The 25,282-nt window shown below is 49.8% G+C and carries 28 protein-coding genes; 12 read left to right on the top strand and 16 right to left on the bottom strand.

What is annotated here, in order from left to right; translation table 11 throughout:
* Positions 1-11: 11 nt before the first annotated feature.
* The gene (locus tag ATL17_RS12135) at positions 12-1,622 is read right to left on the bottom strand and encodes an ABC transporter substrate-binding protein (RefSeq protein WP_133573050.1); all 1,611 of its coding nucleotides are present in this window, start codon (positions 1,620-1,622) and stop codon (positions 12-14) included.
* 143 nt (positions 1,623-1,765) lie between these two features.
* Here ATL17_RS12135 and ATL17_RS12130 point away from each other — a divergent pair, with 143 nt between their 5' ends.
* A complete protein-coding gene (locus ATL17_RS12130) occupies positions 1,766-2,677 on the top strand; it encodes a LysR substrate-binding domain-containing protein (protein ID WP_133573049.1) in 912 nt (303 codons plus the stop codon).
* A gap of 381 nt (positions 2,678-3,058) precedes the next feature.
* On the opposite strand, the gene ATL17_RS17020 is transcribed toward ATL17_RS12130, so the two are convergent.
* The 9 genes from ATL17_RS17020 to ATL17_RS12090 all read right to left on the bottom strand — a co-directional run bounded on the left by ATL17_RS17020 (position 3,059) and on the right by ATL17_RS12090 (position 8,322).
* Complete coding sequence (locus ATL17_RS17020) at positions 3,059-3,301, bottom strand: cytochrome c family protein (protein WP_208111194.1); 243 nt, start codon at positions 3,299-3,301, stop codon at positions 3,059-3,061.
* Positions 3,282-3,521 carry a c-type cytochrome gene (locus ATL17_RS17015; protein ID WP_208111193.1) on the bottom strand — a complete coding sequence of 80 codons (240 nt, stop codon included), beginning with the start codon at positions 3,519-3,521 and terminating at the stop codon, positions 3,282-3,284. The genes ATL17_RS17020 and ATL17_RS17015 overlap by 20 nt, the downstream gene beginning before the upstream one ends.
* Before the next feature lies 1 nt (position 3,522).
* Positions 3,523-4,188, bottom strand: coding sequence for a L,D-transpeptidase (locus ATL17_RS12120; protein ID WP_133573048.1), 666 nt, complete (start codon positions 4,186-4,188; stop codon positions 3,523-3,525).
* A gap of 63 nt (positions 4,189-4,251) precedes the next feature.
* Positions 4,252-4,575 carry a hypothetical protein gene (locus ATL17_RS12115; RefSeq protein WP_133573047.1) on the bottom strand — a complete coding sequence of 108 codons (324 nt, stop codon included), beginning with the start codon at positions 4,573-4,575 and terminating at the stop codon, positions 4,252-4,254.
* 56 nt (positions 4,576-4,631) lie between these two features.
* Positions 4,632-6,041 (bottom strand): multicopper oxidase family protein, encoded by a 1,410-nt coding sequence (locus ATL17_RS12110; protein WP_133573046.1) that lies wholly within the window; start codon positions 6,039-6,041, stop codon positions 4,632-4,634.
* Positions 6,025-6,930 (bottom strand): c-type cytochrome, encoded by a 906-nt coding sequence (locus ATL17_RS12105; RefSeq protein ID WP_246028698.1) that lies wholly within the window; start codon positions 6,928-6,930, stop codon positions 6,025-6,027. Before ATL17_RS12105 ends, ATL17_RS12110 begins: the two co-directional genes overlap by 17 nt.
* Positions 6,930-7,532: a c-type cytochrome gene (locus ATL17_RS12100; protein WP_133573045.1), complete on the bottom strand. Its 603-nt coding sequence runs from the start codon at positions 7,530-7,532 to the stop codon at positions 6,930-6,932. Before ATL17_RS12100 ends, ATL17_RS12105 begins: the two co-directional genes overlap by 1 nt.
* 42 nt (positions 7,533-7,574) lie before the next feature.
* Positions 7,575-7,922, bottom strand: coding sequence for a hypothetical protein (locus ATL17_RS12095; protein ID WP_133573044.1), 348 nt, complete (start codon positions 7,920-7,922; stop codon positions 7,575-7,577).
* A complete protein-coding gene (locus ATL17_RS12090; protein ID WP_133573043.1) occupies positions 7,915-8,322 on the bottom strand; it encodes a c-type cytochrome in 408 nt (135 codons plus the stop codon). Before ATL17_RS12090 ends, ATL17_RS12095 begins: the two co-directional genes overlap by 8 nt.
* Before the next feature lie 266 nt (positions 8,323-8,588).
* On the opposite strand from ATL17_RS12090, the gene ATL17_RS12085 reads away from it, so the two are divergent.
* The 3 genes from ATL17_RS12085 (at position 8,589) to ATL17_RS12075 (ending at position 11,377) form a co-directional block, all read left to right on the top strand.
* Positions 8,589-8,960, top strand: a complete 372-nt coding sequence (locus ATL17_RS12085; RefSeq protein ID WP_133573042.1) for a c-type cytochrome — start codon at positions 8,589-8,591, stop codon at positions 8,958-8,960.
* 27 nt (positions 8,961-8,987) lie between these two features.
* Positions 8,988-10,319, top strand: a complete 1,332-nt coding sequence (locus ATL17_RS12080) for an APC family permease (RefSeq protein WP_133573041.1) — start codon at positions 8,988-8,990, stop codon at positions 10,317-10,319.
* Between the two features lie 236 nt (positions 10,320-10,555).
* The gene (locus ATL17_RS12075; RefSeq protein WP_133573040.1) at positions 10,556-11,377 is read left to right on the top strand and encodes a hypothetical protein; all 822 of its coding nucleotides are present in this window, start codon (positions 10,556-10,558) and stop codon (positions 11,375-11,377) included.
* Positions 11,378-11,416: 39 nt separating this feature from the next.
* On the opposite strand, the gene ATL17_RS12070 is transcribed toward ATL17_RS12075, so the two are convergent.
* Complete coding sequence (locus tag ATL17_RS12070; RefSeq protein ID WP_133573039.1) at positions 11,417-12,574, bottom strand: hypothetical protein; 1,158 nt, start codon at positions 12,572-12,574, stop codon at positions 11,417-11,419.
* A 5-nt stretch (positions 12,575-12,579) separates the two neighbouring features.
* Positions 12,580-13,023, bottom strand: a complete 444-nt coding sequence (locus ATL17_RS12065) for a hypothetical protein (protein ID WP_133573038.1) — start codon at positions 13,021-13,023, stop codon at positions 12,580-12,582.
* Positions 13,024-13,159: 136 nt separating this feature from the next.
* Between ATL17_RS12065 and ATL17_RS12060 the strand changes: the two genes are divergently transcribed.
* Together ATL17_RS12060 and ATL17_RS12055 are read left to right on the top strand one after the other, a co-directional pair.
* Entirely contained in the window at positions 13,160-15,349 is a 2,190-nt protein-coding gene (locus ATL17_RS12060; protein ID WP_166639019.1) for a sensor histidine kinase, read from the top strand.
* Positions 15,346-15,987, top strand: coding sequence for a LuxR C-terminal-related transcriptional regulator (locus tag ATL17_RS12055; RefSeq protein WP_246028697.1), 642 nt, complete (start codon positions 15,346-15,348; stop codon positions 15,985-15,987). The genes ATL17_RS12060 and ATL17_RS12055 overlap by 4 nt, the downstream gene beginning before the upstream one ends.
* Here ATL17_RS12055 and ATL17_RS12050 read toward each other — a convergent pair.
* The 4 genes from ATL17_RS12050 to ATL17_RS12035 form a co-directional block, all read right to left on the bottom strand.
* Complete coding sequence (locus ATL17_RS12050; RefSeq protein ID WP_133573036.1) at positions 15,984-16,571, bottom strand: hypothetical protein; 588 nt, start codon at positions 16,569-16,571, stop codon at positions 15,984-15,986. The two genes, ATL17_RS12055 and ATL17_RS12050, sit on opposite strands and share 4 nt — an antisense overlap.
* The gene (locus tag ATL17_RS12045; RefSeq protein ID WP_133573035.1) at positions 16,568-16,828 is read right to left on the bottom strand and encodes a hypothetical protein; all 261 of its coding nucleotides are present in this window, start codon (positions 16,826-16,828) and stop codon (positions 16,568-16,570) included. Before ATL17_RS12045 ends, ATL17_RS12050 begins: the two co-directional genes overlap by 4 nt.
* A 7-nt stretch (positions 16,829-16,835) precedes the next feature.
* Positions 16,836-18,389, bottom strand: coding sequence for a COG3904 family protein (locus tag ATL17_RS12040; RefSeq protein WP_133573034.1), 1,554 nt, complete (start codon positions 18,387-18,389; stop codon positions 16,836-16,838).
* A 288-nt stretch (positions 18,390-18,677) separates the two neighbouring features.
* A complete protein-coding gene (locus ATL17_RS12035) occupies positions 18,678-19,121 on the bottom strand; it encodes a MaoC family dehydratase (RefSeq protein ID WP_133573033.1) in 444 nt (147 codons plus the stop codon).
* 91 nt (positions 19,122-19,212) lie between these two features.
* Here ATL17_RS12035 and ATL17_RS12030 point away from each other — a divergent pair, with 91 nt between their 5' ends.
* The 6 genes from ATL17_RS12030 to ATL17_RS12005 all read left to right on the top strand — a co-directional run bounded on the left by ATL17_RS12030 (position 19,213) and on the right by ATL17_RS12005 (position 25,281).
* Positions 19,213-19,770 carry a MaoC family dehydratase gene (locus ATL17_RS12030; protein WP_246028696.1) on the top strand — a complete coding sequence of 186 codons (558 nt, stop codon included), beginning with the start codon at positions 19,213-19,215 and terminating at the stop codon, positions 19,768-19,770.
* Positions 19,771-20,910: a type 2 periplasmic-binding domain-containing protein gene (locus ATL17_RS12025; protein ID WP_133573032.1), complete on the top strand. Its 1,140-nt coding sequence runs from the start codon at positions 19,771-19,773 to the stop codon at positions 20,908-20,910.
* Positions 20,907-22,088, top strand: coding sequence for a CaiB/BaiF CoA transferase family protein (locus ATL17_RS12020; protein WP_133573031.1), 1,182 nt, complete (start codon positions 20,907-20,909; stop codon positions 22,086-22,088). The genes ATL17_RS12025 and ATL17_RS12020 overlap by 4 nt, the downstream gene beginning before the upstream one ends.
* Positions 22,089-22,115: 27 nt before the next feature.
* Positions 22,116-23,429 carry an extracellular solute-binding protein gene (locus ATL17_RS12015; RefSeq protein WP_133573179.1) on the top strand — a complete coding sequence of 438 codons (1,314 nt, stop codon included), beginning with the start codon at positions 22,116-22,118 and terminating at the stop codon, positions 23,427-23,429.
* Positions 23,430-23,542: 113 nt separating this feature from the next.
* Positions 23,543-24,436 carry a carbohydrate ABC transporter permease gene (locus ATL17_RS12010; protein WP_133573178.1) on the top strand — a complete coding sequence of 298 codons (894 nt, stop codon included), beginning with the start codon at positions 23,543-23,545 and terminating at the stop codon, positions 24,434-24,436.
* Positions 24,436-25,281, top strand: coding sequence for a carbohydrate ABC transporter permease (locus ATL17_RS12005; RefSeq protein WP_133573030.1), 846 nt, complete (start codon positions 24,436-24,438; stop codon positions 25,279-25,281). The genes ATL17_RS12010 and ATL17_RS12005 overlap by 1 nt, the downstream gene beginning before the upstream one ends.
* Position 25,282 lies beyond the last annotated feature (1 nt).

The following is a 25,282-nucleotide window of genomic DNA, read 5'->3' as shown; positions in this document are numbered from 1 at the left end:
CGCCTAACTTACTATTCTGGAAAATGCAGGGCGCCATTTTCGTCCCAAGTAAATCCGGCATCGACAAGGATTTGCTTTGCTTTTTCGATGTCATATTCCGGCAATGGCAAGCTATCATTGTGCCAAAATGCATTGATCGGCACGATGGAACTTGCACTTCTCGTCGCGTCGCCGCCTAAAACTTCATCAACGATCTTTTCGTAAGGAATGGCAGCTGTAGCTGCTTGCCTCAAAGCTTTGTGTTTGAATATTTCACCAGAAGCCTTGTACCGGGCAGACATGTAGCCATTTGGATAGGTGCGGAAGATTTTTAAGTTTTCCTGCGCTTCAAATTCATCCACAACGGTTGGCACCAATGGTTGTAATGAAACATCAATGTCACCTTTTTTAAGCGCTGCGCCAACAACTTCTGCAGAACCAAAAATCACAAACAATAAGTCCGATTTCGGCTTCATAAAGTGATCCGCACGCCGCGTGAAATAAATTTCTTGGCCCTCTTTCCAATAATTCAGCGAATATGGGCCGCTGCCAACCGGATTTGTGTTGCGGAACTCTTGTGGTTTTGAAATACCCGTATCTTCAATCACGCTGCCCCAAACATGCTCCGGCACGATAAACACTTGCCCAAGTGTATGCAGGATAAATGGTGCATACGCCTCGGTGAGTTTAAAGCGGATTGTACCGTCATCTTGAATGATCACTTCATCCAGACGCTCAAGATATTTCTTGTAGTATGCCGCTTCCCATTCTTTGAAATAGTCAAATGAGAACTTAACATCTTCGGCGGTCAAAGGTTCACCATCTGAAAATGTATGGCCTTCACGCAAGGTGACATCAATTGTTGTCTCATCGACCACTATTATGTTGCTGGCCAACCGATTGCGTGGCTTGCCATCAGGCCCCAGCTCGATCAATCGATCGTATATAAGGCTGAGATTGTTGAAATCTTCAGCAATGTTTGCTGCCAATGGGTTAAAAGAGGCTTGGTCAATGGTCTGGCCCATCTTCACCGCTTGACCGGTTAAAGAAACCATTTCCAACTGGTTCCAAATTGATCGCAATCCATCCGGGGCAGGGACATAACCAGGTATCTCTAGGTTATCTGCATTTATTGCTGTAGTGGAAATCGCCGAGCCTATGACAGCTTCAGGTTGCAGGTCATAAAGCACTTCTTGTAATTCAAGAACAACGTCACGCCGAGCGTCTGCATCATAAATGGCAAGTTGTTTTTTGCCGAGTTCATCTACACGCTCATCAGCAAACTCACCTACATTCCAATCGCCTGGTGCCGAATGTGCAGAGTTGAATTGTGCATTTGTGAAAAAATCTGGCTCCATACGATAAGGAGCGCCAGACAGAACTGACATTACCACGTCAAAATCATGCTCAGAGAACCACTTACCCAACATTGGATTTGGAAATGGTTCAGGGTTGAGATTGACTTCCAGTCCGAGTTCTCGCCACCCTTCGGCAATGTAGCTACTTGTTTCGTAATAATGTTGATATTTGGCTGCTGGCCAGGTCAAAAAATCAACCGGGGGTACTTTTTCCCCTTGAGCGAATGCGGTTAAAGAGCTTGAGCTCAACAAGGCCGCCGCTAACGGCAATACATATCTTTTCATCGTTTTTCCTCCCCAATGCCAATGCAGACAGTGTTTTCACTTTTCGTGCATTGCTCGGCCAATCCAATTCGAATTGACGGAAACAAGTTAGGGACAGCTCAGCGCTTGTGTAAAACGAGTTAATCGCGCAATATCATTCCAAAATGGAATATAAAGAAAAGATGCGCCGTACATTACCTTCAATGAATTCGCTTGTTTGCTTCGAAGCTGTGTATCGATTGGGCAGCATTACGCTTGCCGCCGAAGAATTAAACATGACACAAAGCGCAGTAAGTCGCCGCATTCAGGTGCTCGAAAGCCAACTGGGGCAAAGCCTTTTTAGGCGAGAGCGTAAACGTCTATTTTTAGAGCCCGCAGCCGAAAACTACGGCAAAGACATGTCCCAGATTTTGAGTGAAATCGAGGCTTCAACAGCACGATTTTTGTCTCACAACCAGTCTATTGGACTGCTCACTGTTGCTGTGCCGCCCACCTTTGGATCACGCTGGCTTGTTCCAAAATTGAATAATTTTATTACTGAACACCCCGGTTTGGACCTGAATTTGGTGTCCAAGATACGCCCATTCAATTTCGATCAAGAAGACATCGATATGGCCATTCATTTTGGCAATCCGGAATGGCCCGGCGCAAAGCTTCAATTTCTAATGCCAGAACACGTCATTCCTGTCTGCTCACCAACATTGATTGGCCAAACACAACCAAAGAGTATTGCTGATATACTCGACTTTCCGTTGGTACATCACACAACTCGTCCCACGCTTTGGCAAACATGGTGTCAGTATTTTGAGTTGCCAACCAACAAAATTAAATCTGGTCCACGTTTCGAGCACTATGCCCACGTGATACAAGCTGCCGTGAATGGTATCGGCTTCGCTCTTATTCCCGATTTCTTAGTTCGAAATGAAATTTTACGTGGCGACCTGATTGTACCTGTTCAGGGACGCATGAAATGCGAAGAAGCATATTATTTTACATGGCCTAACAAACGCCGCGGAGATCGGCGGATAGAGACCTTTTCCAAATGGATTAAAGGACAATGCGCGTTAGCTGAATGACAATTGCAAATTTTTTGGAATCCATTCTCGATCCGCGGGCCGCCAAAGCTCGTCAAGACTCTGGTTGCGGTATGTCCGTTTTTGATCGCTTTCTAGTATTGGAAGCGAAATGCGTTGAACGTCCGCTTTGTGGATTTTTTTACACTGGCGACGTAGTCGAGACTTGAAATGCGGAAGGGGTCGATTTTGGAGACCGACCCTGCTGTTCTCAGCATAAATCTGGACACTTTCGGATATCGACGTGGCGTCTCCGAAATAAACGCTGAGATAGCGCACAGGTCTATTCGTCTTTATATGACCCAGGCGCAACCAACGAGCGAGCGCACATCAGAGTGCCGCGGAGGCACATTGAAGCGCCTCCGCGTGAGGATAGGCGCCCCTCTAAGTGCCACCAGCGTTCATTTGGTCGTGACGCTGCTGAATTTCTTCTGGCCAAGTGGATTTAATATAAGCCAAAACCGCGATGATTTGATCGTCGCTCAGCACCTCCTCATAAACCGGCAAATCTGTTTGATAGTCTGGATTGTTGATTAGCCGTGCGATCCCATATTTGTTCAGGTTGAACAGCAACTCATTACAATGATGCCAAGTGTGGCCCGTCTCATCATGCGGCGGCGCCGGCATGCGGGCATTTGACTTCGCCTTCAAGATTGTCACGATGGCATGCGGCACAATTGGCGGCATATATTTCCTCGCCTTTCGCCACCACTTGTGTGTTTTTATAAGGAAGAAGGCCCGTTTGTGCCTCTGCCTGTGGCGCTGCATATTGGGCATACCCCCAATATCCACCTGCTAAAATCAGCGCGGCCACCGCGCCGAGTGTCCATTTATTCAAGTTTTTCATTTTACATCACCACTATGGGGGTCTTATTCGGGACCCGCTGATAGAGATCGATAATATCGTGATTAAATAGCCTTACGCAGCCGCTGGAGACCGCTTTGCCAATGCTCCAATATTCGGGTGTGCCGTGCAGCCGATAAAGCGTGTCCCGTCCATCCTTAAAAATGTAAAGTGCACGGGCACCCAGCGGATTTTTCAACCCCGGCTGCATACCGCCATTTTCATGGCTATATTTTTCCAGATGCGGCTCCCGTTTGATCATTTCAGCAGGCGGTGTCCAGGTCGGCCATTTGCGTTTCCATTGCACCATGGCGCTGCCCGACCAAGAAAAGCCGGCGCGACCCAGGCCAACGCCATACCGTATCGCTTTGTTGTCCGGCTGCACCAGATAGAGGAAAAACGACGACGTATCGACGATGATCGTGCCCACAGGTTCTTTGGTGCGATAGCGCACAGTTTGACGATAATACTGCGGGTCGATTTTTTCCACCGGCAGGGCTGCGATCGGAAAACGCTCTTTCGGCAAAGGCCCATAGAGCGCTTTCGCCGCAGATAAATCAGGGGCATCGCTGGCCGTCGTTGTGCAACCAGCCAACACGCCAGTAAGCGCAAAAGCGCCTGCGCCTTTCAGCATATGTCGCCGTTCCAGCGAGAAATAAGATGAGTTCATTTTTACCACATATAACAATAAGCCATGCGCGCGGACGCTGGCAGTCCAACATCAAAAGGTGAATTAGATGTGGTGAAATATGGGGGGTGGTCCGTTGGGCCATTCCTGGATGGCCCGCATCGGCAAGATGAATGTTTCGGATGCGCGCTCCAGCTTTGGAGGCATCACAAGTGCAACACCACTTAGGATGGCGTGTACACACTCGCTGGCACAATCTGTTGCACCCAATGTGGCCGAATTATCATCACAGCAGCCATGCACATTCTCCACCGATTGCACATAAACATCGACCAGCGCAAAGCTTTTGCCTTGCGCTGCATTGCTGGCCATGCCGAGCTGGCCCAACAACAATGTGGCTGCGACCAATAGGGTGAAAATCCGGATCATAAACACAATCTAACCGCGACGAAGCGCCATTTCCAGTCCAAACATGTACATCAGTTTCAAGCCGTCACTTCAAACCAGGTATTCATGCCCGATGCCGCATGCTCAAGCATATGGCAATGGAACAGCCATTTACCCGGGTTGTCTGCCACAAACGCAATGCGCGTTGATTGCTCTGCCCCCACCAAGAACGTATCACGCCACAATGGACTTTGCTCAACGCCGCGCCCATCACGATCTTCGATCAGGAAGTGATGTCCATGCACATGCATCGCGTGCATAAAGGCGGTGATGTTGGAGACATTCAACTCCACAGTCTGCCCTTTCTTCACCCTGAACAGCGGCTCCTCAGCCAGGTTGGCGACATTATTGAATGCCCAAAACTGCTTGGTGCGTTGAAAGCCACTGCGGTCCAGCTTTTCACCCTGATAATAGATATTATCAAGTTGCCCCATCGCCCCGCCGGTCATGCGCAAGTCAAACTTGAACCGATCTTCTGCCGCTGGCATGGGCAGCTTGTTTGGCGTCGGCACCGCAAAGTCAGCTACTTTTTGCTCTGACGTATCCACCTCAAACGAGCAAAACGCAAATGGCTCTTGTGACAATTCCTCAAGCACAAAATCCTCTTCTGGCTCCACCAGTAGATCCACACGTTGGGCAGGACCAAGCAATAAAGGAGTATAGCCAAGCTCCATCGGGGCATCGGGCAGGGCCTGCCCATCAAACGTAAGGATTTTGCCCCCAAATCGTGCGGGATCAATGTCCAAGATGCGCGAATTGCTGGCATTGATCAGCCGCAATCGATTTGGTGCATTCTTGGGCAGTGAGATATTTGGCAGGCTTTGGCCGTTCACCGTCAGCCAATTGCCCAGGCGCCCCCCATGGCTCCAGTCCATAGGCGCACCTAAACTCGCTGCGTCAAACTTGCCTTCGCCGTCCAATCGCCAATCATCAATAATCAAAAGATGATCTTGCGCGTCCGGCAAAACGGTGCCGTCCGCGGGTTCAACAATCAAGCCGCCATAAAGGCCGCGGGCCACTTGTTCCCAGCTTTTGTGGTGCGCGTGATACCAATAGGTGCCGGCATCAGGGGCCACAAATTCATAGGTGAAGCTCTCACCGGGCGGCACAGGGTCTTGCGTTAATCCAGACACACCATCCATTTCATTAGCAATCCGCAATCCATGCCAGTGAATGGATGTTGGTTCCGGCAAGGCGTTGGTGAATTCAATGGTCACCTGCTCCCCTTGCTTGATGCGCAAGGTTGGCGCCGTCACCTGTCCATTGTAGCTCCACAATGTGGATTCTTGGGCATCAGAGGCGGGGTGCAATTTGTGCTGCACCGGCTGTGCTACCAGCTTGAAGGTGGTTCCGTCCCGCTCTTCTGCCAGGCTCATCGACGGCATCACCAATGCCGCCGCGCCGCCGCCTAATAGCTTTAGCGCATCTCGTCTACTGGTCTGCAACATTGGTCTCTCCCAGCAAATAAATCGAAATGGCCTCAAGGTCTTTCGGTGCGAGAAATGATGTGCCGTCACGCACCACTTCAACCATGCTACCGCCGAACACGTCGCCATCTGGCTTCACGCCACTTTTTAACGCATAAGCAAGCGCACTGTGGGTCCAGCCCTTATCCATAAGGGCAGATGCATGAATGGCAGGTGTTTTGCCGCCCGTTGGAAGTTTGTTCGCACCTTGTAATTCAAAGCTCGCCTTCCGCGCCCCGGCAAAATTACGTGGGGTATGGCATGCGCCGCAATGGGCGGGCCCTTTCACGATATATTTGCCGCGGTTCCAAGCATCCGAATGGTTCTCATCCGGCTCAAAAGGAGAAAAGTCCACAAACGCCGCGCGCCACAATTTCAGTCCCGGCCGGAAGTTAAACGGAAACTTCATTGCGTGCGGCACAGACGGTTCGTCCACGGCAGGCACGGTTTGAAATGCCGCCCATAAATCGGCAATGTCCTGATCCGGCATCTTGGCATAAAACGGATATGGAAATGATGGGTAATAGGGTTCCCCTTCTGGAGAGATGCCTTGCCGCACCGCTTTGGCAAACTCATCAATTGTCCAATCGCCCATGCCATGTTCGGCAGATTGGGTGAGATTGGGCGAGTAAAAGGTGCCAAAATTCGTGGCTAGCTTCACGCCGCCAGCCAAGGGCGCACCGCCATTTTCGCCATCCGTATGGCAAGCGATACAGCCCGACATTCTAGCCAAATAGGCGCCGCGTTTGGCATTGCCTTCAAGTTGTTTCAGTTCAGGTGGATTGCCAATGGGCCAAAACACAAGGGCAATGGTGGACGCAACAGCAATCGCTGTTGCGCCCATTAAAAGCACAATAAGCCTTTTCACCATTACTTTTTCTCGATGCGAAATTTGCCATGACAACTGGCACAGGTTTGCGCCAGCATATTGAACACGCCATCGGCGGGCATATTGGCCAGCTCTTCGGTGTCCATCATTTGCGTACCGCCCATCATGCCATCCGCACTGCCCATCATGTCCGAGCTATCCATCATACCCGAACCACTCATCATATCTGAGCTGTCCATCATGCCACTATTGTTCTGGCCTTGCATCATCAGCCCATTCGGCGCCGCGGCTTCCAAAGCAACGGCATAGGTTTCGAGCTGTTTCGCAAGAACTTCAAACTCCGACCCATCGGACCAGATTTCAGGCTTCGCTTCTGAAGGCGCACCATCACTTCCTTCGGGAAACAGTTCGGTCAGCGCTTCACCCGCATGTTGCTGAATGGTTTGCGCATTGGTTTTGACCACATCAGCATCATAATCGACATCACCACGCATCATCGACGATAGGGATTTAACGGCATTCCCCATCGCCATCATGCCGTCCATACGTTCTTTAACAACACCGGTTGCACCCCCGTGGGCCAGCGCAGCCCCGGTGATTGCCAATGAAAACACAGCGCCGATTGTAAGTTCAATTTTATTCATGATCGTCCTCTAAATTTTTGAAAAGCGGTTTGGGCTCAACATTTAGAGTCGGGGGGGAGGTATCTCCTGAGCGATCGACCGCGCCAAAAGCATCTGCAAATTGCTCTGAGCATAACTATGGGCGATGGCCACAAAACCAGTCGGTAAATGCCAACCGCTGATAGCAATTTTAACGCCGCAATGTACGCTTGCTTGATCATCACAACCCATTTCATAGCCAGTCGTGGCCCCATGGGCATGTGTATCTTGCGCCACCACCTCGTGTCCGTGATCGCCAAAAACCAACGTCGCACCATTAACAGGCAATGCTGTCGCAATGGCGAGCACAAATGCGAGCGCCAAAAACGTCACATTATGCACACTGAGTTTATGACAAGTCGTTTTAATCAATCCCGTTTGCCACCTGCAGTTTTCGGATATAGGCAATTATCGCCTGCATATCGCTTTCCTCAATGTCGACAGCTGGCATGTTGCCAAACGGCCAGTGATGAGCACGAACACCATTTCGTGCGGCCAGCATAAACGCAATGTCTGCATGATGGGAAGGCTCATAAATCTTATGCACAAGCGGCGGCCCAAGCCCTTCAAGTCCAGTTGCATTTTCGCCGTGGCAACTGGCACAATTATCATCAAACTTTGCTTTTCCAAGCGCCGTCTGCCCATTCACCTCAATAGGCGTTACTGAAACCATCGGCGCACGCGTCGGTGCAGGCGTGTTGCTCTGCACAAAAATGAAAGCCATTAGCGCCACAAAGGCCAGCGCGGAGATGATCAGGACATTCTTGTTCATGCTGTTCTTCTGCCCAGATAAAAAGTCCAAATTTAGGCGTTGGTTGACTTCTAGACGGAAGATGTAGGTTCCAGCAGGGGGAAGGTCAATCAACCAGTGTTTGTTTGCCGAAGTTAAATTGCCGCAGTGCGTCACTTCTCTCTTGACCTTCCAGCACTGGAAGGTTGTAACCTAGGCGCAAACTAGATTTGCGGGGGAAGGATGCAGCATTGAAGTATGTTTTATTGGGATTTGTAATCCTTGGGTTCATCGGGGTGGGATATAACATGCTCACCGCAACGAACTACCCTGACACTCAAAATATGTCAGGGCGCGTCGCGGTCAACGCAACAGAGCTTTCCCCCTTGGCAACAAAGGGCGAAGAGATCTTTAAAGCCAACTGCGCCAGCTGCCATGGTGAAAACGCAGGCGGCAGCGATAGCGGGCCACCATTGGTGCACGATATCTACAATCCGGGCCATCACGGCGATGGCGCGTTTTTAAGTGCGGCGCAAAATGGGGTGCCACAACATCACTGGAACTTTGGCAACATGCCGCCGCAACCAGATATGACGCAATTGCACATTGCCGCCATCGTTAAATATATTCGTGAACTACAGGTGGCCAACGGCGTTGAGTACAAAGCACATAATATGTGATCTACAAAGGTGGACGAAGGGGGAGATATGGAAAGCGACCGAAAACAAGGTGATTATAAAGCCAACTCAATTTCCCTGAGCGGCACGGTTGCCATGGGCACTGGCGTTATGATCGGGGCAGGCATCTTTGCCCTCACCGGGCAGATGGCCGAACTCGCGGGCAACCTATTCCCGCTCTCCTTCATCATTGGCGCAATTGTCACCCTGTTCAGCGCCTATAGCTACATCAAAATGTCGAACGCCTGGCCTTCCGCAGGAGGCATCGCGATGATCTTGCAAAAATGCTATGGCGCGGGCGCCGTTGCGGCGGGAGCAGCCTTGCTCATGGCCTTGAGCATGGTGATCGCAGAAAGCTTGGTGGCGCGCACCTTTGCCACCTATGTGTTGCGGTTCTTTGATATATCCGGCGGCATATTGGTGCCCATTCTGGCAGTTGGCGTTATATTTTTCGCCTTTATTGTCAATATTGCAGGCAACCGCTCCATCGGGATGATTTCCATTGTGATGGCTGTGTTTAAAATCGCTGGTATCGGCTTATTTGGTGGTGCGGCGCTTTGGGCCAGCGGCTTTGATTTCTCGATGGCCCAAACCGCTTCTTCAAATGTCGATGGGTTCGGCTTTGTCGCCTCAATCGCATTTGGCATTCTCGCCTTTAAAGGCTTTACCACCATCACCAATAGCGGCGCTGAAGTCGAAAACCCACACAAGAACGTGGGTCGCGCCATCGTGATTTCGATCCTGATTTGCACCGCCACCTATTTGCTGGTGGCCTTCGGCGTGAACGCCAGCCTGCCCATTGACCAGATCATCGCGGCCAAAGACTATGCGTTGGCAGAAGCTGCTGAGCCTGCCTTGGGGCAAATTGGCTTTACGCTCACCATCCTATTGGCTGCGATTGCGACGGCGTCGGGCGTCATTGCCAGCATTTTTGCAGTGTCGCGCATGTTGGCCATGCTCACCGATATGAAGATGATCCCGCACAGCCATTTCGGCATGAGTGGCACAATCCAGCGCCACACATTGATTTACACCGTCGTTATTGCCTCATTCCTCGCGATTTTTTTCGACCTGAGCCGTATCGCGTCGCTCGGCGCCTTTTTCTATCTGGTGATGGATATGCTGGTGCATTGGGGCGTGTTCCGCAATCGCCGAAAAGAGATCGGCGCTTCCCCCTATATCCTGATCGCCGCGCTGGTTTTTGATGCCGTCGTGCTTGCCGCGTTTAGCATAACCAAAGCGGGCAGCGACCCCACCATTGTGATCATCGCGTGGGTGGCCATCGCCGTGGTCTTTGCTTTTGAGCGGATTTATCTCGGCGAATGGATTGCTAGCGGGGGACGACATGAACATCAATCATGATTGCTGACAGCCCTGCTTGCCAAACTGGAGTTGCTGAGCGAGTCCCAATGTCCGCTTTTGGGATTGTTGTGACATTAAGCGAACATTGGCAGGTCAATTGCTAGTTGATAGCACCACGCAATTTTTTATTCAGAATACAAGTTTTCTCCGCAAATGCTTCCAAGCTACCTACCATGTTTAGGGGAGGGTGAGGCGACTTGGAATTTTCTATCTTCTTGAAAACGAAAGGATAGAAAATGATGTTGTGGTTCAAACCATATGCAGTTTTTTTGGGTGTTTGTCTTTCCACCTTGTTTGCGGTGCAAAGTGCATGGGCGGAGGAAGCTATACCGTTAGGAGATGGTAGTCATTTTATTGTTGATGAATATCTGATCCAAACCATCAAAGATACAGGTGAAGTCAAGCTGTTGGTTAAGGGGAAACCAGATTTCCAGCCAGAGAATTTCGGGCCGATACCCGCCGATTTCTTTGCCAGAAAGCTGGAGTCCTTGTGCGAAAATCTGGTCAATAACAGTTGGGACCAGCTTAAAGCGCAAAAGATCGGCAAAATTCGAATCCGGTGGGACTTTACGCCAGCCACAAGGCCTGAAGGCCTTTCAAATGATGTAAAGTGGTCTCGGTTTCATGAAGTTGATTTTGCCCTCAATGATGACCAGCAATGCATTTCAATGCCGTTGAGTGTTGCGCAGGATAACCTTACGCCGAAAACCCCAAGTGGAGTTGGCGCAACATTGCGTTATGTGGAAGAGGGTGACCAATGGGGTGAATTGCAGTTGGTTTATGCGCTGGGCAATGTTGAGCAAATGGCCAATGTGAAATTTATGAACAGTGCGGCGATGGAGCTTTGCCTTATTCATGGCAATAGTATCTTGGAGCAGCGGTTCAAATATTACAATCAATATGAAACAGCCACAGTTGCCATTCAGTTTGAACATAAAAACAAGCAGCGTGTCTCTATTGAACGGTTCATCTTTCCGGTGGTGGATAAGAAGTGCGAGACGGGGCTAAGCGATATGCTCAAAACACTTATCTTAGAAACAGCGAACGCAACTAACTAAACAAAAAAGAGCGCTGAGTTATCTCAGCGCTCCAATTGCTCATCGGCCTTGAAGTCCGAAAATTTTCCCCAGCATATAATCGGGAAGTTTCAATTCATTTTCAGCATTTTTGGTGGACAGCCAAAGTCGACCAAATTCGCGATAATGTAAGGCTGAAACGTCTTGTTTGGCGGGCAAGTCGAAATCAAAGCAAGTCATGTTGAAGGCTTTGCAATCGCGATATTTTCCCGAAAAGCTTTGTCCATCTTTAAGTAAAATCGTGGCGCGACCTTCAACCAATTTGTTGTAGTTGGCACCATAAAGAAAAAGGGTGAGGCCATCTGGGCTGTTTGCCATGACGTACGTGGTGGCCGCATGGCCCTCGCTTGTCTGAACGTAAACATTTCCAGTCTTGTTCAAAATTTCCCAGCTCTCAGCCCGCTTTGCTGTGGGGATCAGCACCGCGCCATCTTGACCTGAAGCGGTTTTCACCACACGCGCGAAGAAGCCGGCCTGCGCCATTGACCATTCTAGCGTGGCTGCATCAGCAAATTTATGCGCGATAAGTGTTGCATTGAAGCTGTTTTCAACATTTGCATCTTTAAATTCAGGTGTCGTGGCTGCCAACCGATAACGGCCTTTAATGTCTGGATCTTCTTCATACAAAAAATACAAATATTGTTGCGCTTGCTGCACGGAAAACTGACTGATTTCCTCTGCGCGGTCGCCATATTGGCTCTCGATCACGCTCTTCAAAGCGCCTAATGCATTTATTTCAATGATCTCAAGCTCAATTTTCGCGGGGTGACCGTCAGGTAAATTGAATAAGATCTGCGCAATAAAGAGATTGCGTAACGCCCGTTGCCATGCGTAGCCGCGTGCCTGGTTGATCAACTCAAGGGATGCTTCGCCTTCACATCCCGCTGTATCGGCCAAGCTTGCAGCTTTTATGTTGAGTTCTTTTGTAAAAGCATCGAACTGTGCACGGTCGATTTTACCAGCAGCATAATCTTGACTGATGGGGAGCGCATCAAGGGTTTCGTCCATCACCTCATCTAGGGTGTGTCGTTGGGTAAAATAAAACGGTGTGCAATCGCCCTGGTCTATTAGGCTGGCAGCTTTCAGCTGCACATATAGCTGATCATTCGCAAGGGGGGCGACAGGCGCTATTGCAATTTGGACAGTAAGGGCGAGCAGCGCGATCAATCCTTTTCGCATCCAACTTACTCCGTGCCGCAACGGCGATAAACCAGTGGCGTTTCCCACTTTGCTTTGCCGGTCCGTATGTCAACTTGATAGGCGAAAAATTCATCCTCAGTGGTCCAAACGGCCAATGTGCTTTCGCCCAATTCAGGCATCCAAACTGTGCGATCCATAAAGGCTGAAAGGGCAAAATCAACTTGCTCACCGATGACCGGCTTGTAGATGATGGAAGCTTCATCATGGCTTTCAATGCGAACGGGGTTTTCACAGGTTGCGGGACCAACGCTGGCGTGCCCATCGCCAGCGGGGTGATGGGTAGACCAAGCACCAACAAAGGTGCTCGCCACCCCGTTGGGGACGTCAGCAATGCTGGCTCTGGGAAATTCATTTGCTTTGAGTGCATCGCTTAGGCCAAACGCAGCAACCAAACTACCTAAGATTATGATGATATTTGTTTTTTTCATTTATTTTTCCTCATTTATGCTGCTTAATTAATCAACCAAATTGGCAGCGACACGACGCTTGGGGCAGCGCATTCAGGCGCAAATGCTAGATTTTTCGTGGTGGAATGGGGATACCCCGTTTGGGGTAAGGGAACACTTGGCAGCAACGGAACAAAGTGAACATCACTTGCCAACAATGTTGGCCTATGTTCGTACGCCTTTCTTCACGTTTGCTGCGGTGGTGGCTTTCACAATGATGTGCATTGCAGCGACTTTGTTCGCGACACTAAACACCCCATGGCTAGGCATACAGTTAGCCTCTGGCACAGGCAATGCCGTCATCGCCAAATCTGTTGCGACCTACGGGCCGTTCCGTGAAGTGGAGGCGGGCAGCAAAATCATATCGTTGGGCGCGAAGAATTTGCCAGAGCAACGCATCACGCCAAAAGATATTCTTGAAGAGCCAGATACATTGCCGACGTTCGAGCAATGGCAAGCGTTCAAACGTAATCAGGCCGCATTTGTTGCGATCATCAAGCAAGAGACGTTTTTTGCCACCATTGCGCCGCCCGATGCCGAAGTGAAGCGCCTCACAATTTCAGCCACTGATCAACGCCCGATCTCAGATTTGCCCATCGAATTTTGGATTCAAGTTTTGATTGCAACTTTTGGTTCGTTGCTTGGGGGATGGGTGTTGGCGTTTCGACTGAGTGAAAACAGTGCCCACTTTTTCGCGGTCTGTTGTCTTGGATTTTTAGGATCAATTCTCTCAAGTGCGATCTATGGCAACAGAGAGCTGGCAATTGATGTTGGTCTCTACGATTATCTGTCCAAAGTGAATTCGGCCAGCACATTGCTGTTTGCCGTTGCCTTTGCCAGCCTCCTGGCGGTTTATCCCAAAAAGCTAGCCAATAATTTTATGATCGCAAGCGTTTGGGGTGCAACTTTGGTGGTTTGGCTAGCCTATCAGCTCAACATGGTGCCATCGCCTTTATTATATGGCTACCTAGCGCTGCTCTATGCCACCAGTGTTCCACTTTTGGTGGGGCAGGCAATAAAAGCGCGCAAAGACCCCATAGCCCGCATGATCCTTTATTGGATCGCATTTTCCTTTTTTCTGGGCATCGTATTCTACATATTGGTGAGCGTTTTACCCATTATACTGGGTGAAGACGTTTTGATCCCGTATGCCTATACATTGCTCGTTTTCGTGCCGGTTTTCTTAGGGCTTGCGGTTGGCATCGGGCGATATCGTTTGTTTAATATCGATGTCTGGGCATTTCGGCTGCTGAGCTATTTTGTCGGCGTATTGGCATTACTCTTGGTCGACATTTTTCTATTATATATCCTTTCAATTGATCGCTTGCCCGCTTTTGGCATTGCGTTGCTCTTGATTGGCCTTCTCTATTTACCGCTGCGCAACTGGCTAAGCGGTGTGCTGTTCAAACGCCATTCCATTTCACAACTCGAATTTCGCCAAATTATCGATGTGGCGAATATGCGCAGCCAAGCCGAGCAAAATGATGCATGGCGAAAATTGATGGAACAGCAATTCCAACCACTTGAAACTTCAACGCAAGAGGCAGCGGAATACGCAAAAATTGAAATTGTAGATAATGGCTTAGCATTGCGCATCCCTGCCATTGAAGGATTAGATGCGCTAGAACTTAGATTTGCCAATCTGGGAAAAAGCCTGTTTGGGCCGAGGCAATTGAACCAGGCAGGTGATATGGTGGCGCTTATGAAAAATGCGTTGCAAAGCCAGCAGGCGTTTGCCCAAGGGGTGCGTGAAGAGCGCACGCGTATCGCGCAAGATTTGCATGACAATATTGGGGCGCAATTGCTTAGAACGCTGCATATCGCAAACCCCGGGCGCAAAGACGAACTGATCGCGGATACAATCACCGATTTGAAAGATATTGTGTTAAACGCGCAGGGCGATGGCATCAATCTTTCGCAAATGTGGGCGCAGTTGCGCTTTGAAAGTGCTGAGCGGTTAGAGGATCAAAACATCAGTTTGCATTGGCGCGCGGATATCGATGACGACACCTATCTGAATGCCAAGCCTGCGCACAATTTGCGTTCCATTTTGCGCGAAGCGCTAAGCAATGTCATCCGACACTCAAAAGCAAAAAATGTGGACGTTTCGCTGGTGCAAACCAAATACAAACTCAATTTAACTGTCGCCGACAATGGGGTCGGCATTGCAGACTTTGAAAGCGGTGGGCATGGCATTGCAAATATCAAATTGCGCGCGGAGCAATTGGGCGGCATGTTTGCATTTGCCGAAAGCACAGTCGGCACCACAATTGAGGTGAGCTTGCCGCTGAACTTGGAAAGTGAATGATGGAGATAACGTCACTTCTTATCGTTGAAGACTTGCCCGAAGCGAGGACAAGGTTGGGCGCAATTGTAGCCGAGGCATACACAAATGCTTACGTGCAATCCGTCGGCAATGTGCAACAGGCGCGTCGTGCAATAGACGAAAAACCATGGCAAATGGCGTTGGTCGATTTGGGCTTGCCCGATGGCTCTGGCCTTGATGTGATCCGCTACGCAAAGAAGAAACAACCAGATCTGATGTGTGTGGTCAGCACGGTCATCGGGGAGGATTCGCAAATTGTGGCAGCGCTTTCTGCTGGCGCACAGGGATACCTGTTGAAAGCCCAGCCAGACACGCAAATCACCAAACAATTGCGCCAGCTGCAAGATGGGGTTCCAGCCCTTTCACCCGCAATTGCGCTTCGAATTATGCAGCATTTTCAACGCACGGGCCCTGTGGTCAGTTCTAGTGAAAGCCTGTCTGCCCGCGAAACTGAGGTCTTGAAGCTAATTGCCAAGGGGCTGCGGAATAGCGACGTGGCCATCGCATTGGGGCTTGCCGAAACAACGATCGCGACACACATCAAGTCCGTTTATCGCAAGCTCGGTATTTCCTCGCGCGCGGAGGCAGCATTGCATGCGTCGCGGCTGGGCCTGACTTAATAAGGGTAGGCTTTGGGCAAAGGCGCGTTGCTGCACTCTGTTAAACGAAATATGCCGCGAGGCATTGGATCTCGGTCCAGCTCGGAAGCTTCAGTCAACAGGTGGGCATTGTACCAAAGCGATAGGCCAATTTCCGGCATTGCAATAAAGGCTGGCGCGGATGAGATGGATACAGGCGGTTCATGCAGAAAGTGCAAGTTCTCATCCATCGGATAAAATCGAAGCGAAATCAGAATTTCATCGGCGATATCCTCGGCATAATCCAAGTGCAGTTCTCGTGGCCCATCCTGACGCGCGGCTTCATCATTGGGGTTTGAAACGGGGTGTAAAGTAATGCCGCTATAGCCATTAGAAACGTTGAAATTGAACCAATATTGTTGGTTAGGCGTGGTCAGTCGAAGATATAGGTCAGATGCGATATTGGCGAATTTGTTGGCTTCAACAAAACGAACCTCAAACGCCAAACCTTGTTCTTCAAAACGGTAAATTGCTCGATTGGCCGGACAATCAAGCGCAACAGCTTGTGCCGTGAGCATCCCGACAAAAGCAAACATATAAAGTGAACGAAAGAGCAGATTTTTCATTGGAATGCGATCCCGATCACGATGGATGACAAAAGCAGCAACGCCGTCAGCAAACCAAGTGTAAGCCGATAAGCCAGATAGCGTGGTTCAGTTAGGCCCAATCTGAACACAGCGATTGTTGTGCCCAAGTCAGGCAAGCTTCGCCGCGATCTTCGCACGGCTTCTTTGCGCAACTCCCACAAAAAACCAATGGCAAGCACAACCCACGCGGCAAAGATTGAACTGAGAATGATAAATAGTGTCGCTAACCAGCCCATTTCATCCTCAATTCGCACATTTGAGCTGCACGCCAGCAAAGGAATAGCTGCACGCAATTTGATAGAGGGAAGTAAAATCGTCTGACCCATCCGGCGCAATTTCTTCAATGCGGATCAGGCTTGAATAATCATTCAACAAACCAACCCAAGCAAATTTGGCACCCGAGTTTGGATATTTACCAGCAAATATAAAGCCGGTTTCAGAAATCGATTGATGGGTAAACTTCATGTTCATTGTGGGGAATTCAGACTTGCCCATATTGAACAATAAAGGGCTGCCGACCTGCTCAATAATGCTCAGATTATCGCGCTGCAAAATGCGTGAATATGCAGATTGGTCAATGACTTGCATCGATAGATCAGTAGCAGGAAGGGGGAGATTACTTTCGATTTCACCAAGTTCGTTGAGCGTTGCAAAACGGCGTTGCTGCAAATAATAAGTGAACAGTAAAACGCTGCCATCAATAACTTGGGTGGGGTTGGTGAACGCCTGTGTCATCGCATCGCGCTGGAAAATCCGTTGTGTAGCTGAACCACCTAATCCCAAAGTTGACCACCCACTATTGCGGCTAAACATGGACAGAAGCGGCGTGACGGCGCCGGTCACACCTGGGCCATTATAAAGCGCGATGTCCAATTCATCGGTTTGTTTAAGTTGCGCGGTCGGCAATCCACAATAGCTTAGTTGCAACGGGTTTGCGTGATCGAGCTGATAACCACTCAGCATCTGTCCGTTGGAATCTTTCGCGAAGTTTTCCAGAAACGGCATGTCAAAAATCTCGTCAAAACCGCTTGGTAGCCGAGAAAAGTGGTGCGCCAGCAGATAGATACAGGCGTTGCGCACGCGATCTTCTTTATCAGAATTCCAAAATGAAACTGGCGCAGGTGGCAATTGAGAGCGGGTGAGATAAAAATCTTCGCCCAAAACAACATCATAGGTTTGGTCAGGCCCCATGCTGACAATATAGGCCAGAACTTGCTTGTCCACGTTCCATGACACCAATTCTTGGATCATCAGGGCGATTTCATCTCGCGTAGAACCGAGCACTTCCTCCATGCCAAATTCAGCAACAAGCGTATCCAAAGAATCCGCTGCAATGTAAGGTGCGTGAAAGCCCAAAGTGGCAGCGGGTTCAACCATTCGATCCACATAAGTGCCAACTGAGATTTGCGTGGAATAGCCAGAGCCGCCCAAAAAGGCGAAGGCACATGCAGAATAACAATAGTCACCCGCTTGCACGACACTTGCGATTGAAAATTGACGCAGTGTGTTGGCCAGCATAAGCCCTTCACGATAATTGCCGCCCGGGCTATTCAAGCTAATCACACCACAATTGCCGCCTTCAACGGGCAGATCGTCGGTGTCACATTCAATATATCGCTCGATTAACTGAACAAGCTTTTCATTGTCTCCAGCAACCACCGGACCTTCAAACCGAATGTGTGGCGCAAACCGATCCGCAGAATAATGCATCGAGATCAACTTAATCTCGGCACCAAAAGATGTTGAGCCTGAAAGAAGCAGGCTGCAAAAAGCCAAAACAACACGATGCCAATTCATATGCCTTCTCCACCAAATAGATTGAACTAAATTTATGTGGACACACGGCCTCGGCCCATACTCTGTTCAGGGGAGGAATCACGTAAGGCTAATTGAAGGGGGTAATCAGGTGACTATGAAATTGAATGCTAAAAGGCGTGCGCAATAGCTTATTACACATTTTGCAATCCAGTATGGTGATGCATTGGCTCGGTGCTGTTTTAATCGCCTGAGCAAGCGGGCGTGCGGCACGATCTAACGGTTGCATGTCTCAAACTTCAGCGGCACCTATTGCCCTTAACAGCAATATTACTCTCTCTTCACGAGCAAAATATGTTCGCAGAACAGGACGGTTTCGCCGTTTTGGTTTTTGACGCTGCATGCTTCCACCACCTGTCCGTAGCCTTCGCGTTTGGGATCGATCTGCGCTTTTGTGATTTCGATTTCCGTGTGGATGGTATCGCCGATGAACACGGGTTTTGGAAAGCGTAGGCGTTCATAGCCGTAGGTCATGGCGTGCGGGTTGATGGTGGTGGCGGTGAGGCCAATGCCGATTGTGAAGGTCATGGTGCCGTGGGCAATGCGGGCGCCGAAGGGTTGGGTCTTGCAAAATTCTGCATCCATATGGTGCGGAAAGAAATCTCCGCTATGGCCGGCATGAACGACAAAATCAGTCTCAGTGATGGTGCGCGCAAGGGTTTTGCGGGTTTCACCAATTTCAAAGCTCTCAAAAAAACGTGGCACTTCTTGCATAGGTCGCTCCTGTATACTTTTGTATATAAAAATAGATTTGACATATGAAATAGTCAAGCTTATGTTGCTGAGAATTGGGAGGGACATGAGCATGGCAATTGAGATTGGTAGACACGCTCGGCCGCAGGAAGACATGCCAGCTGAGCACGGCTCTATCCCGGTATGGAACGCTGAAAATTGGTATTACGAAGACTTTGAAGTTGGCGACAAAATTAGAAGTTTGCGTCGCACGATTTCTGAGGGCGAGGCCATGCAGTTCAACATGATGGTGATGGATCTTCACCCTTATGTTGCAGATCAGCATTTTGCCGAAAAAGAAGGTGTTTTCGGAAAGCGCTTGGTCGCTGGCGCGCAAGTGTTTTCTTATGGCCTCGGCTTGGCGGCCACCAATTGCGTAAATTCATTTTCCTATGGCTATGACCGCCTGCGCTTTATCAAGCCAGTATTCATTGGCGACACCATCTACACCATCCGCGAGAACCTCTCCAAGGAGCCTAAATATGACGATATGGGGCTCGTTAAAGTGAGCTACAGCGTCTTTAAGGAGGAGGGCGTTCAAGTGCTGTACTGCGAGCATTTGATGACAGTGAAATATAAAGACGGGCAGCCCGAAAAGAGCAGCCAGAGCCGACAAGCAGGTGTTTCGTAAATGAGTAATGAGATCACCACACTTAAAGGCATGACTTGGGATCACGCACGTGGGTTTGATCCCATGGTTGTCACCTCAGAGGTTTTCGCCGATCAAAGTGACCAAAAAATTCGGATTGTTTGGGAAAAGCGATCACTGCAGGCATTTGCTGATCGGCCAATTGAAGATATGGCCGACGAATATGATCTGATGGTCATCGACCACCCCCATGTTGGCGATATTGCCGCAACAGGACTGTTGCTCCAGTTTGATGGGCAAGGTTATGACGCTGAACTTCAAACGCTTGAAGCGCAATCATGTGGTGTATCTCATCCTTCCTACAATTTTGACGGGAAGCAATGGGCATTGGCAATTGATGCGGCGACCCCAGTATCAGCCTTTCGGCCAGACTTGCTGGATGAAGCGCCACAGAAATGGGATGAGGTTGTTGCTTTGGCCGAGGCGAATAAAGTGATCTGGCCACTCATCCCGATCAATGCCCTGATGAGCTATTTCAATATATTGGCCAACATCGGCAGCGACTTTGGCAAAGAAGATATTGGCGTTGATCCAAAAGTAGGCGCAGACGCGCTGACTGAGCTGCGCCGGGTAAGCCTCAACTTGTCCCGCGAGAGTTTCGATCTCGACCCCATCGGTGCCTATGAGTGGCTTTCCTGCCGGAACAGTCATTCATATTGCCCATATCTATATGGATATACCAACTATTCCCGCGTAGGCTTCCGTCCAAACCGTGTGTGTGTGGCGAATATTCCCGCATTCGGGGAAAACGGTCCAATTGGCTCGCCAATTGGCGGAACAGGCATCGCCATTTCAGCGCGCACAAAGCACAAAGACATTGCGTTACAATATGCATTTTGGATCGCATCTGAAGAATGCCAAAGCGGTGCCTTCTTTCAAGCAGGTGGACAGCCTGCAAATGTGCGGTCTTGGCTGAACGAGGATTGCAATCAGCAGACCGACAATTTCTTCCTGAACACCTTAGAAACGCTTGAAAAATCTTATCTACGCCCACGCCATAAAGGCTATATGGGCTTTCAAGATGTGGCGGGCGACGTGGTGCGCGATTGTTTGATGGGCAAGGCTACCGAAGCGGATGCCGCAGCGAAGGTGAATGACCTTTATCAAAGGAGCTTTCGATGACCCCAACCATCGATACCCGCGATAAAGGAATGCTGGATGGCCTGCTGGTGGTTGATTTTTCCCAGTTCCTGGCTGGGCCACTGGCAGGTCTAAAGCTTGCAGATATGGGCGCGCGCGTGATCAAAGTTGAACGGCCAGAAGTCGGCGACCTGTGCCGCTATCTCTATCTGACAGATGTTGAGGTGCATGGCGCGAACACACTTTTTCACGCAATCAACCGCAACAAGCAAAGCTATTCGGCGAATCTTAAAGATGCGGAAGACCTTGAGCGCGTCAAAGCACTTTGTGCGAAGGCAGATGTGATCATTCAAAACTTCCGGCCTGGTATTATGAAAAAACTTGGCCTCGATTATGATCAGGTCAAGGCGATAAATCCCAAGGTCGTTTATGCCTCTATATCTGGTTATGGCGAGGAGGGGGATTGGCAAAATCTGCCAGGACAAGACCTCTTGGCTCAAGCGCGATCTGGCCTGCTTTGGCTAAGCGGCAATGCGGAGGACACGCCAACAGCAATGGGTTTGGCCGTGGCAGACCAGCTTGCAGGCAATATCGCTGTGCAGGGCATCTTGGCAGGACTGATCAACAGCGCGCGCAATGGTCAGGGCGTGCATGTGCAAACAAGCCTGCTGGAAGCATTGGTCGATTTCCAATTCGAAGTGCTCACAACCCATCTCAATGATGAGAAAAAGCGGTTGCCGCAGCGCAGCGAAGTGAACAATGCGCACGCATATCTTTCCGCGCCTTATGGGGTTTATCAAACCAAAGATGGCTTTATCGCCATTGCGATGACCCCAGTTGATAAGCTCGGTGCGTTCATAAGCTGTGATGCGCTTCTTGCGTTTGACAATGAAAAACAATGGTTTGAGCAGCGCGACGAGATCAAAACCATTTTGGCCGACCATTTGAAAACACAAACCACCAGCTATTGGATGGAAATCTTTGTGGCCCACGATGTGTGGGCGTCTGAGGTTTTGGACTGGCCGCAGCTTTTCAAATCTACAAGCTTCAAAAATCTGGACTTCTTCCAAGATCTCGATCTTGGGGAAGGTCATTCCATGAAAGCAATTCGCTCTCCAATTCGCATCAATGGCGATGTGTTGAAGAGCTCTCGGCCCGCGCCGTCAATTGGCGAGCACAATGCCGAAATTAACCGTGAGTTTAATCTCATGGAGGTCTAATTCAATCTATCACCAAGGGAGGAAATGATGGGATTGTTTAGTAAACTATCGACCGCACTGTTAGCAGGTGCTACGGCGGTCACTATGTTCGCAGGCGGCGCAAGCGCTGGTGAATTTGACGGATACACATTACGTGTAAAACTGATCGGTGGCGCACAATATGAGCCGCTATATACACGCATCCCCGAATGGGAGGCGGCAACAGGCGCCAAAGTGGAAATCCTTTCACGGAAAAACCACTTCGAACTAGATCGCGAGATTAAACAAGATATCGCGTCTGGCTCAATCAATTGGTGCGTTGGTTCAAACCACACAAGCTTTGCCCCACAATATGGTTCGCTCTATGTCGACTTGAACGTAATTCTGCCAGACGATGTGATTGGCAGCATTTCTAACAATGTGAACAAGGCCAGCACCGTCGATGGCCGCTTGGTACAATTGGCGCGTCACTCTGATGTGTCGAACCTTTATTACATCAAATCTCTTTATGAGGACGAGAAGAACCAAGCAGATTTTAAAGCTGAATATGGCTATGATCTGGCGCCACCAGAGACTTGGGATCAGGTGAAAGATCAGGCGATCTTCTTCGCTGATCCGCCAAACTTCTATGGCACCCAATATGTGGGTAAAGACGAAGGCATCTCCGGGCGCTTCTATGAAATGTTGGTTGCAGAGGGCGGCAGCTTCTTTGGAAGTGACGGCAAAGTTGCTTTCAACTCAGAAGAAGGCGTGCGGGCGCTACAATGGTTCGTCGACCTTTATGAAGCCAAAGCGGTTCCTGCAGGCGTGCCAAACTATCTTTGGGATGAAACGGGTCTAGGCTTTGCCTCAGGCACCGTTGCTCTAAGCCTTGACTGGGGCGGCTGGGCATCATTCTTCAACAGTGCAGACAGCAAAATCCAGGGCGATGTTGGCTTGATCCGCGCGCCAAAAGGCTCAAGCGGCAAGCGCACCGGTTGGTCTGGCTCACACTCATTCTCCATCACTGAAGCGTGTGACAACAAGCAAGCTGCAGCGTCTTTCATCACCTTCCTTACCAACTTTGATAGCCAAATGGTTGAGGCACGCACCGGCTTGTTGCCAACGCGTCCTGATGCCCTAGAAGCGATCATTGAGGAATCTAAAGCAAAAGGTGACGATTGGTTGGTGCATGTGTTTGAAACCTTCGGCACATCAATGGCTGAAGATGCATTTGCAGTTCCGCCGACACATTTGTGGATTCCAATCTCAAACGAGTTGTTCCCTCAATTGCAGGCAGCAATCGTAGGCGAAAAAACAGCACAACAAGCGCTGGATGACGCCGCAGCGGCTGCAAACCAACTCATTGAAGACGAAAGCTAAGCGTTTCGCATAGCCTTTAAACCGAGAGTGGGGTTTCGACCCCACTCAACTTGCCGCATGGCAAATAGGTTGTTGGAGAAAACATGTCAGTTTTGACGAACATAAAAAGGAAGATGTTCTCGGAGCAAGCTACACCCTATGTGTTGCTGTTGCCTGCAGTGATCATGATTTTGATCGTGGTGCTGTTTCCGTTGATCTTCTCGCTCTACACAAGTTTTACCGGATATAAGCTAACGCGGCCCGACACTTTGTTTAAGATTGTTGGCTTCAGAAACTATGTGCGTATTTTCAGCGACTGGGATTTCTGGGTAGCATTTTTCCGCACCGTTGGCTTTCTCGCGGTTGTGATAAATCTTGAGTTTCTTTTGGGTCTGGGCATCGCGCTCTTGATCAATAAGGTCACATGGGGCCAGCGCACAATGCGCACCATTATGATGTTCCCCATGATGTTTTCACCCATCCTGGTGGGTTTCCAGTTCAAATTTATCTTCAACGACAATGTGGGCATTCTCAACAATGCGCTGCAGGCTTTGGGCATCACCGACGCTGCCATTCCATGGCTAGTTGATGGCTGGCTGGCCATGGGGGCAATCGCCTTTGCAGAAATTTGGATGAGCACCAGCATTTTCGCCATCCTGTTGTTGGCAGGACTTTTCGCCATGCCAAAAGACCCGCTGGAAGCAGCCCAAGTGGATGGCTGCAATGCGTGGCAAACCTTCCGGCACATCACGCTGCCATTTCTCATGCCCTTCGCTTACATCGCGATGACCATCCGGTCGCTTGATGTGGCGCGCGCCTATGATGTGGTGGACACAATGACAGGCGGCGGCCCAGCAGGGCGCACAGAACTGCTTTGGACGCTTATTGCCCGTACAGGTTATGACAGTGCAAATATGGGCATGGCCAATGCAATGGCCTATGTCTCCATTATCCTGTCGATCGCCTTCACTTACTATTTCTTCTCAAAGCTCGTCGCAGCCCGGCGTTATATGGGAGGCGCACAATAATGAGTACGCAAACAAAATCCATTATCAGTTGGGTTGTCACATTCATCGTCATGTTGATCATCACAACGCCGGGGCTCTGGGTAATTTTATCTGGCTTCCGCCCGCTACAAGAAATTTTGGCAAAGCCTGCCATTTGGATTCCGCAACGCCTTACACTCGATAATTTTCGAGCGATCTTCGGCATTGGTGAAACACAAATCGCGATCCCGGTTTTGGCTTATTTCCGCAATTCAATCATCATCGCAACCACAAGCACCGCAATCGCGATCATTGTGGGCATCTCTGGTGGTTATGCTTTCGCCCGCTATCGCTTTAAATTCAAAGACACGCTGTTTTTGGGCTTGATGCTGTCGCGCACGGTGCCGGGCATTGCCCTTAGCTTGCCTGTCTTTATCGTCTGGGCCCGCTTGGGGTGGATCGACACCCAGTTTGGCTTGATCCTTGTTTATGTCGCGCTCAATGTGCCGTTCACCATTTGGTTGATTGACGGTTTTTTCCGGCAAATCCCGAAGGAATTGGCCGAAGCAGCCGAAGTGGATGGATGCACCCGTTGGCAGGCATTTTGGAAAATTGAATTTCCACTCGCCAAATCGGGCATTGCCTCAGCCGGTATTTTCGCTTTCCTCACCAGTTGGAACGAATTTGCACTGGCCAGCAATCTGACGCGCTCCACAAACAGCAAAACGTTGCCTGTGGGCCTCACCGATTTTATCGCCCAATTCACGACAGACTGGGCCGGCATGTGTGCGATGGCATTTATCATCATCACACCAGCACTCATTCTGACATTTATCGTACAAAAACACCTCATTGCAGGCCTCACATTTGGCGGCGTAAAGGGATAAA

Source organism: Maritalea mobilis (assembly GCF_004363175.1).
GTDB lineage: Bacteria > Pseudomonadota > Alphaproteobacteria > Rhizobiales > Devosiaceae > Maritalea > Maritalea mobilis.
The sequence above is the reverse complement of the archived record's forward strand: the minus strand, read 5'-3'. Positions and strand labels throughout refer to the sequence as shown.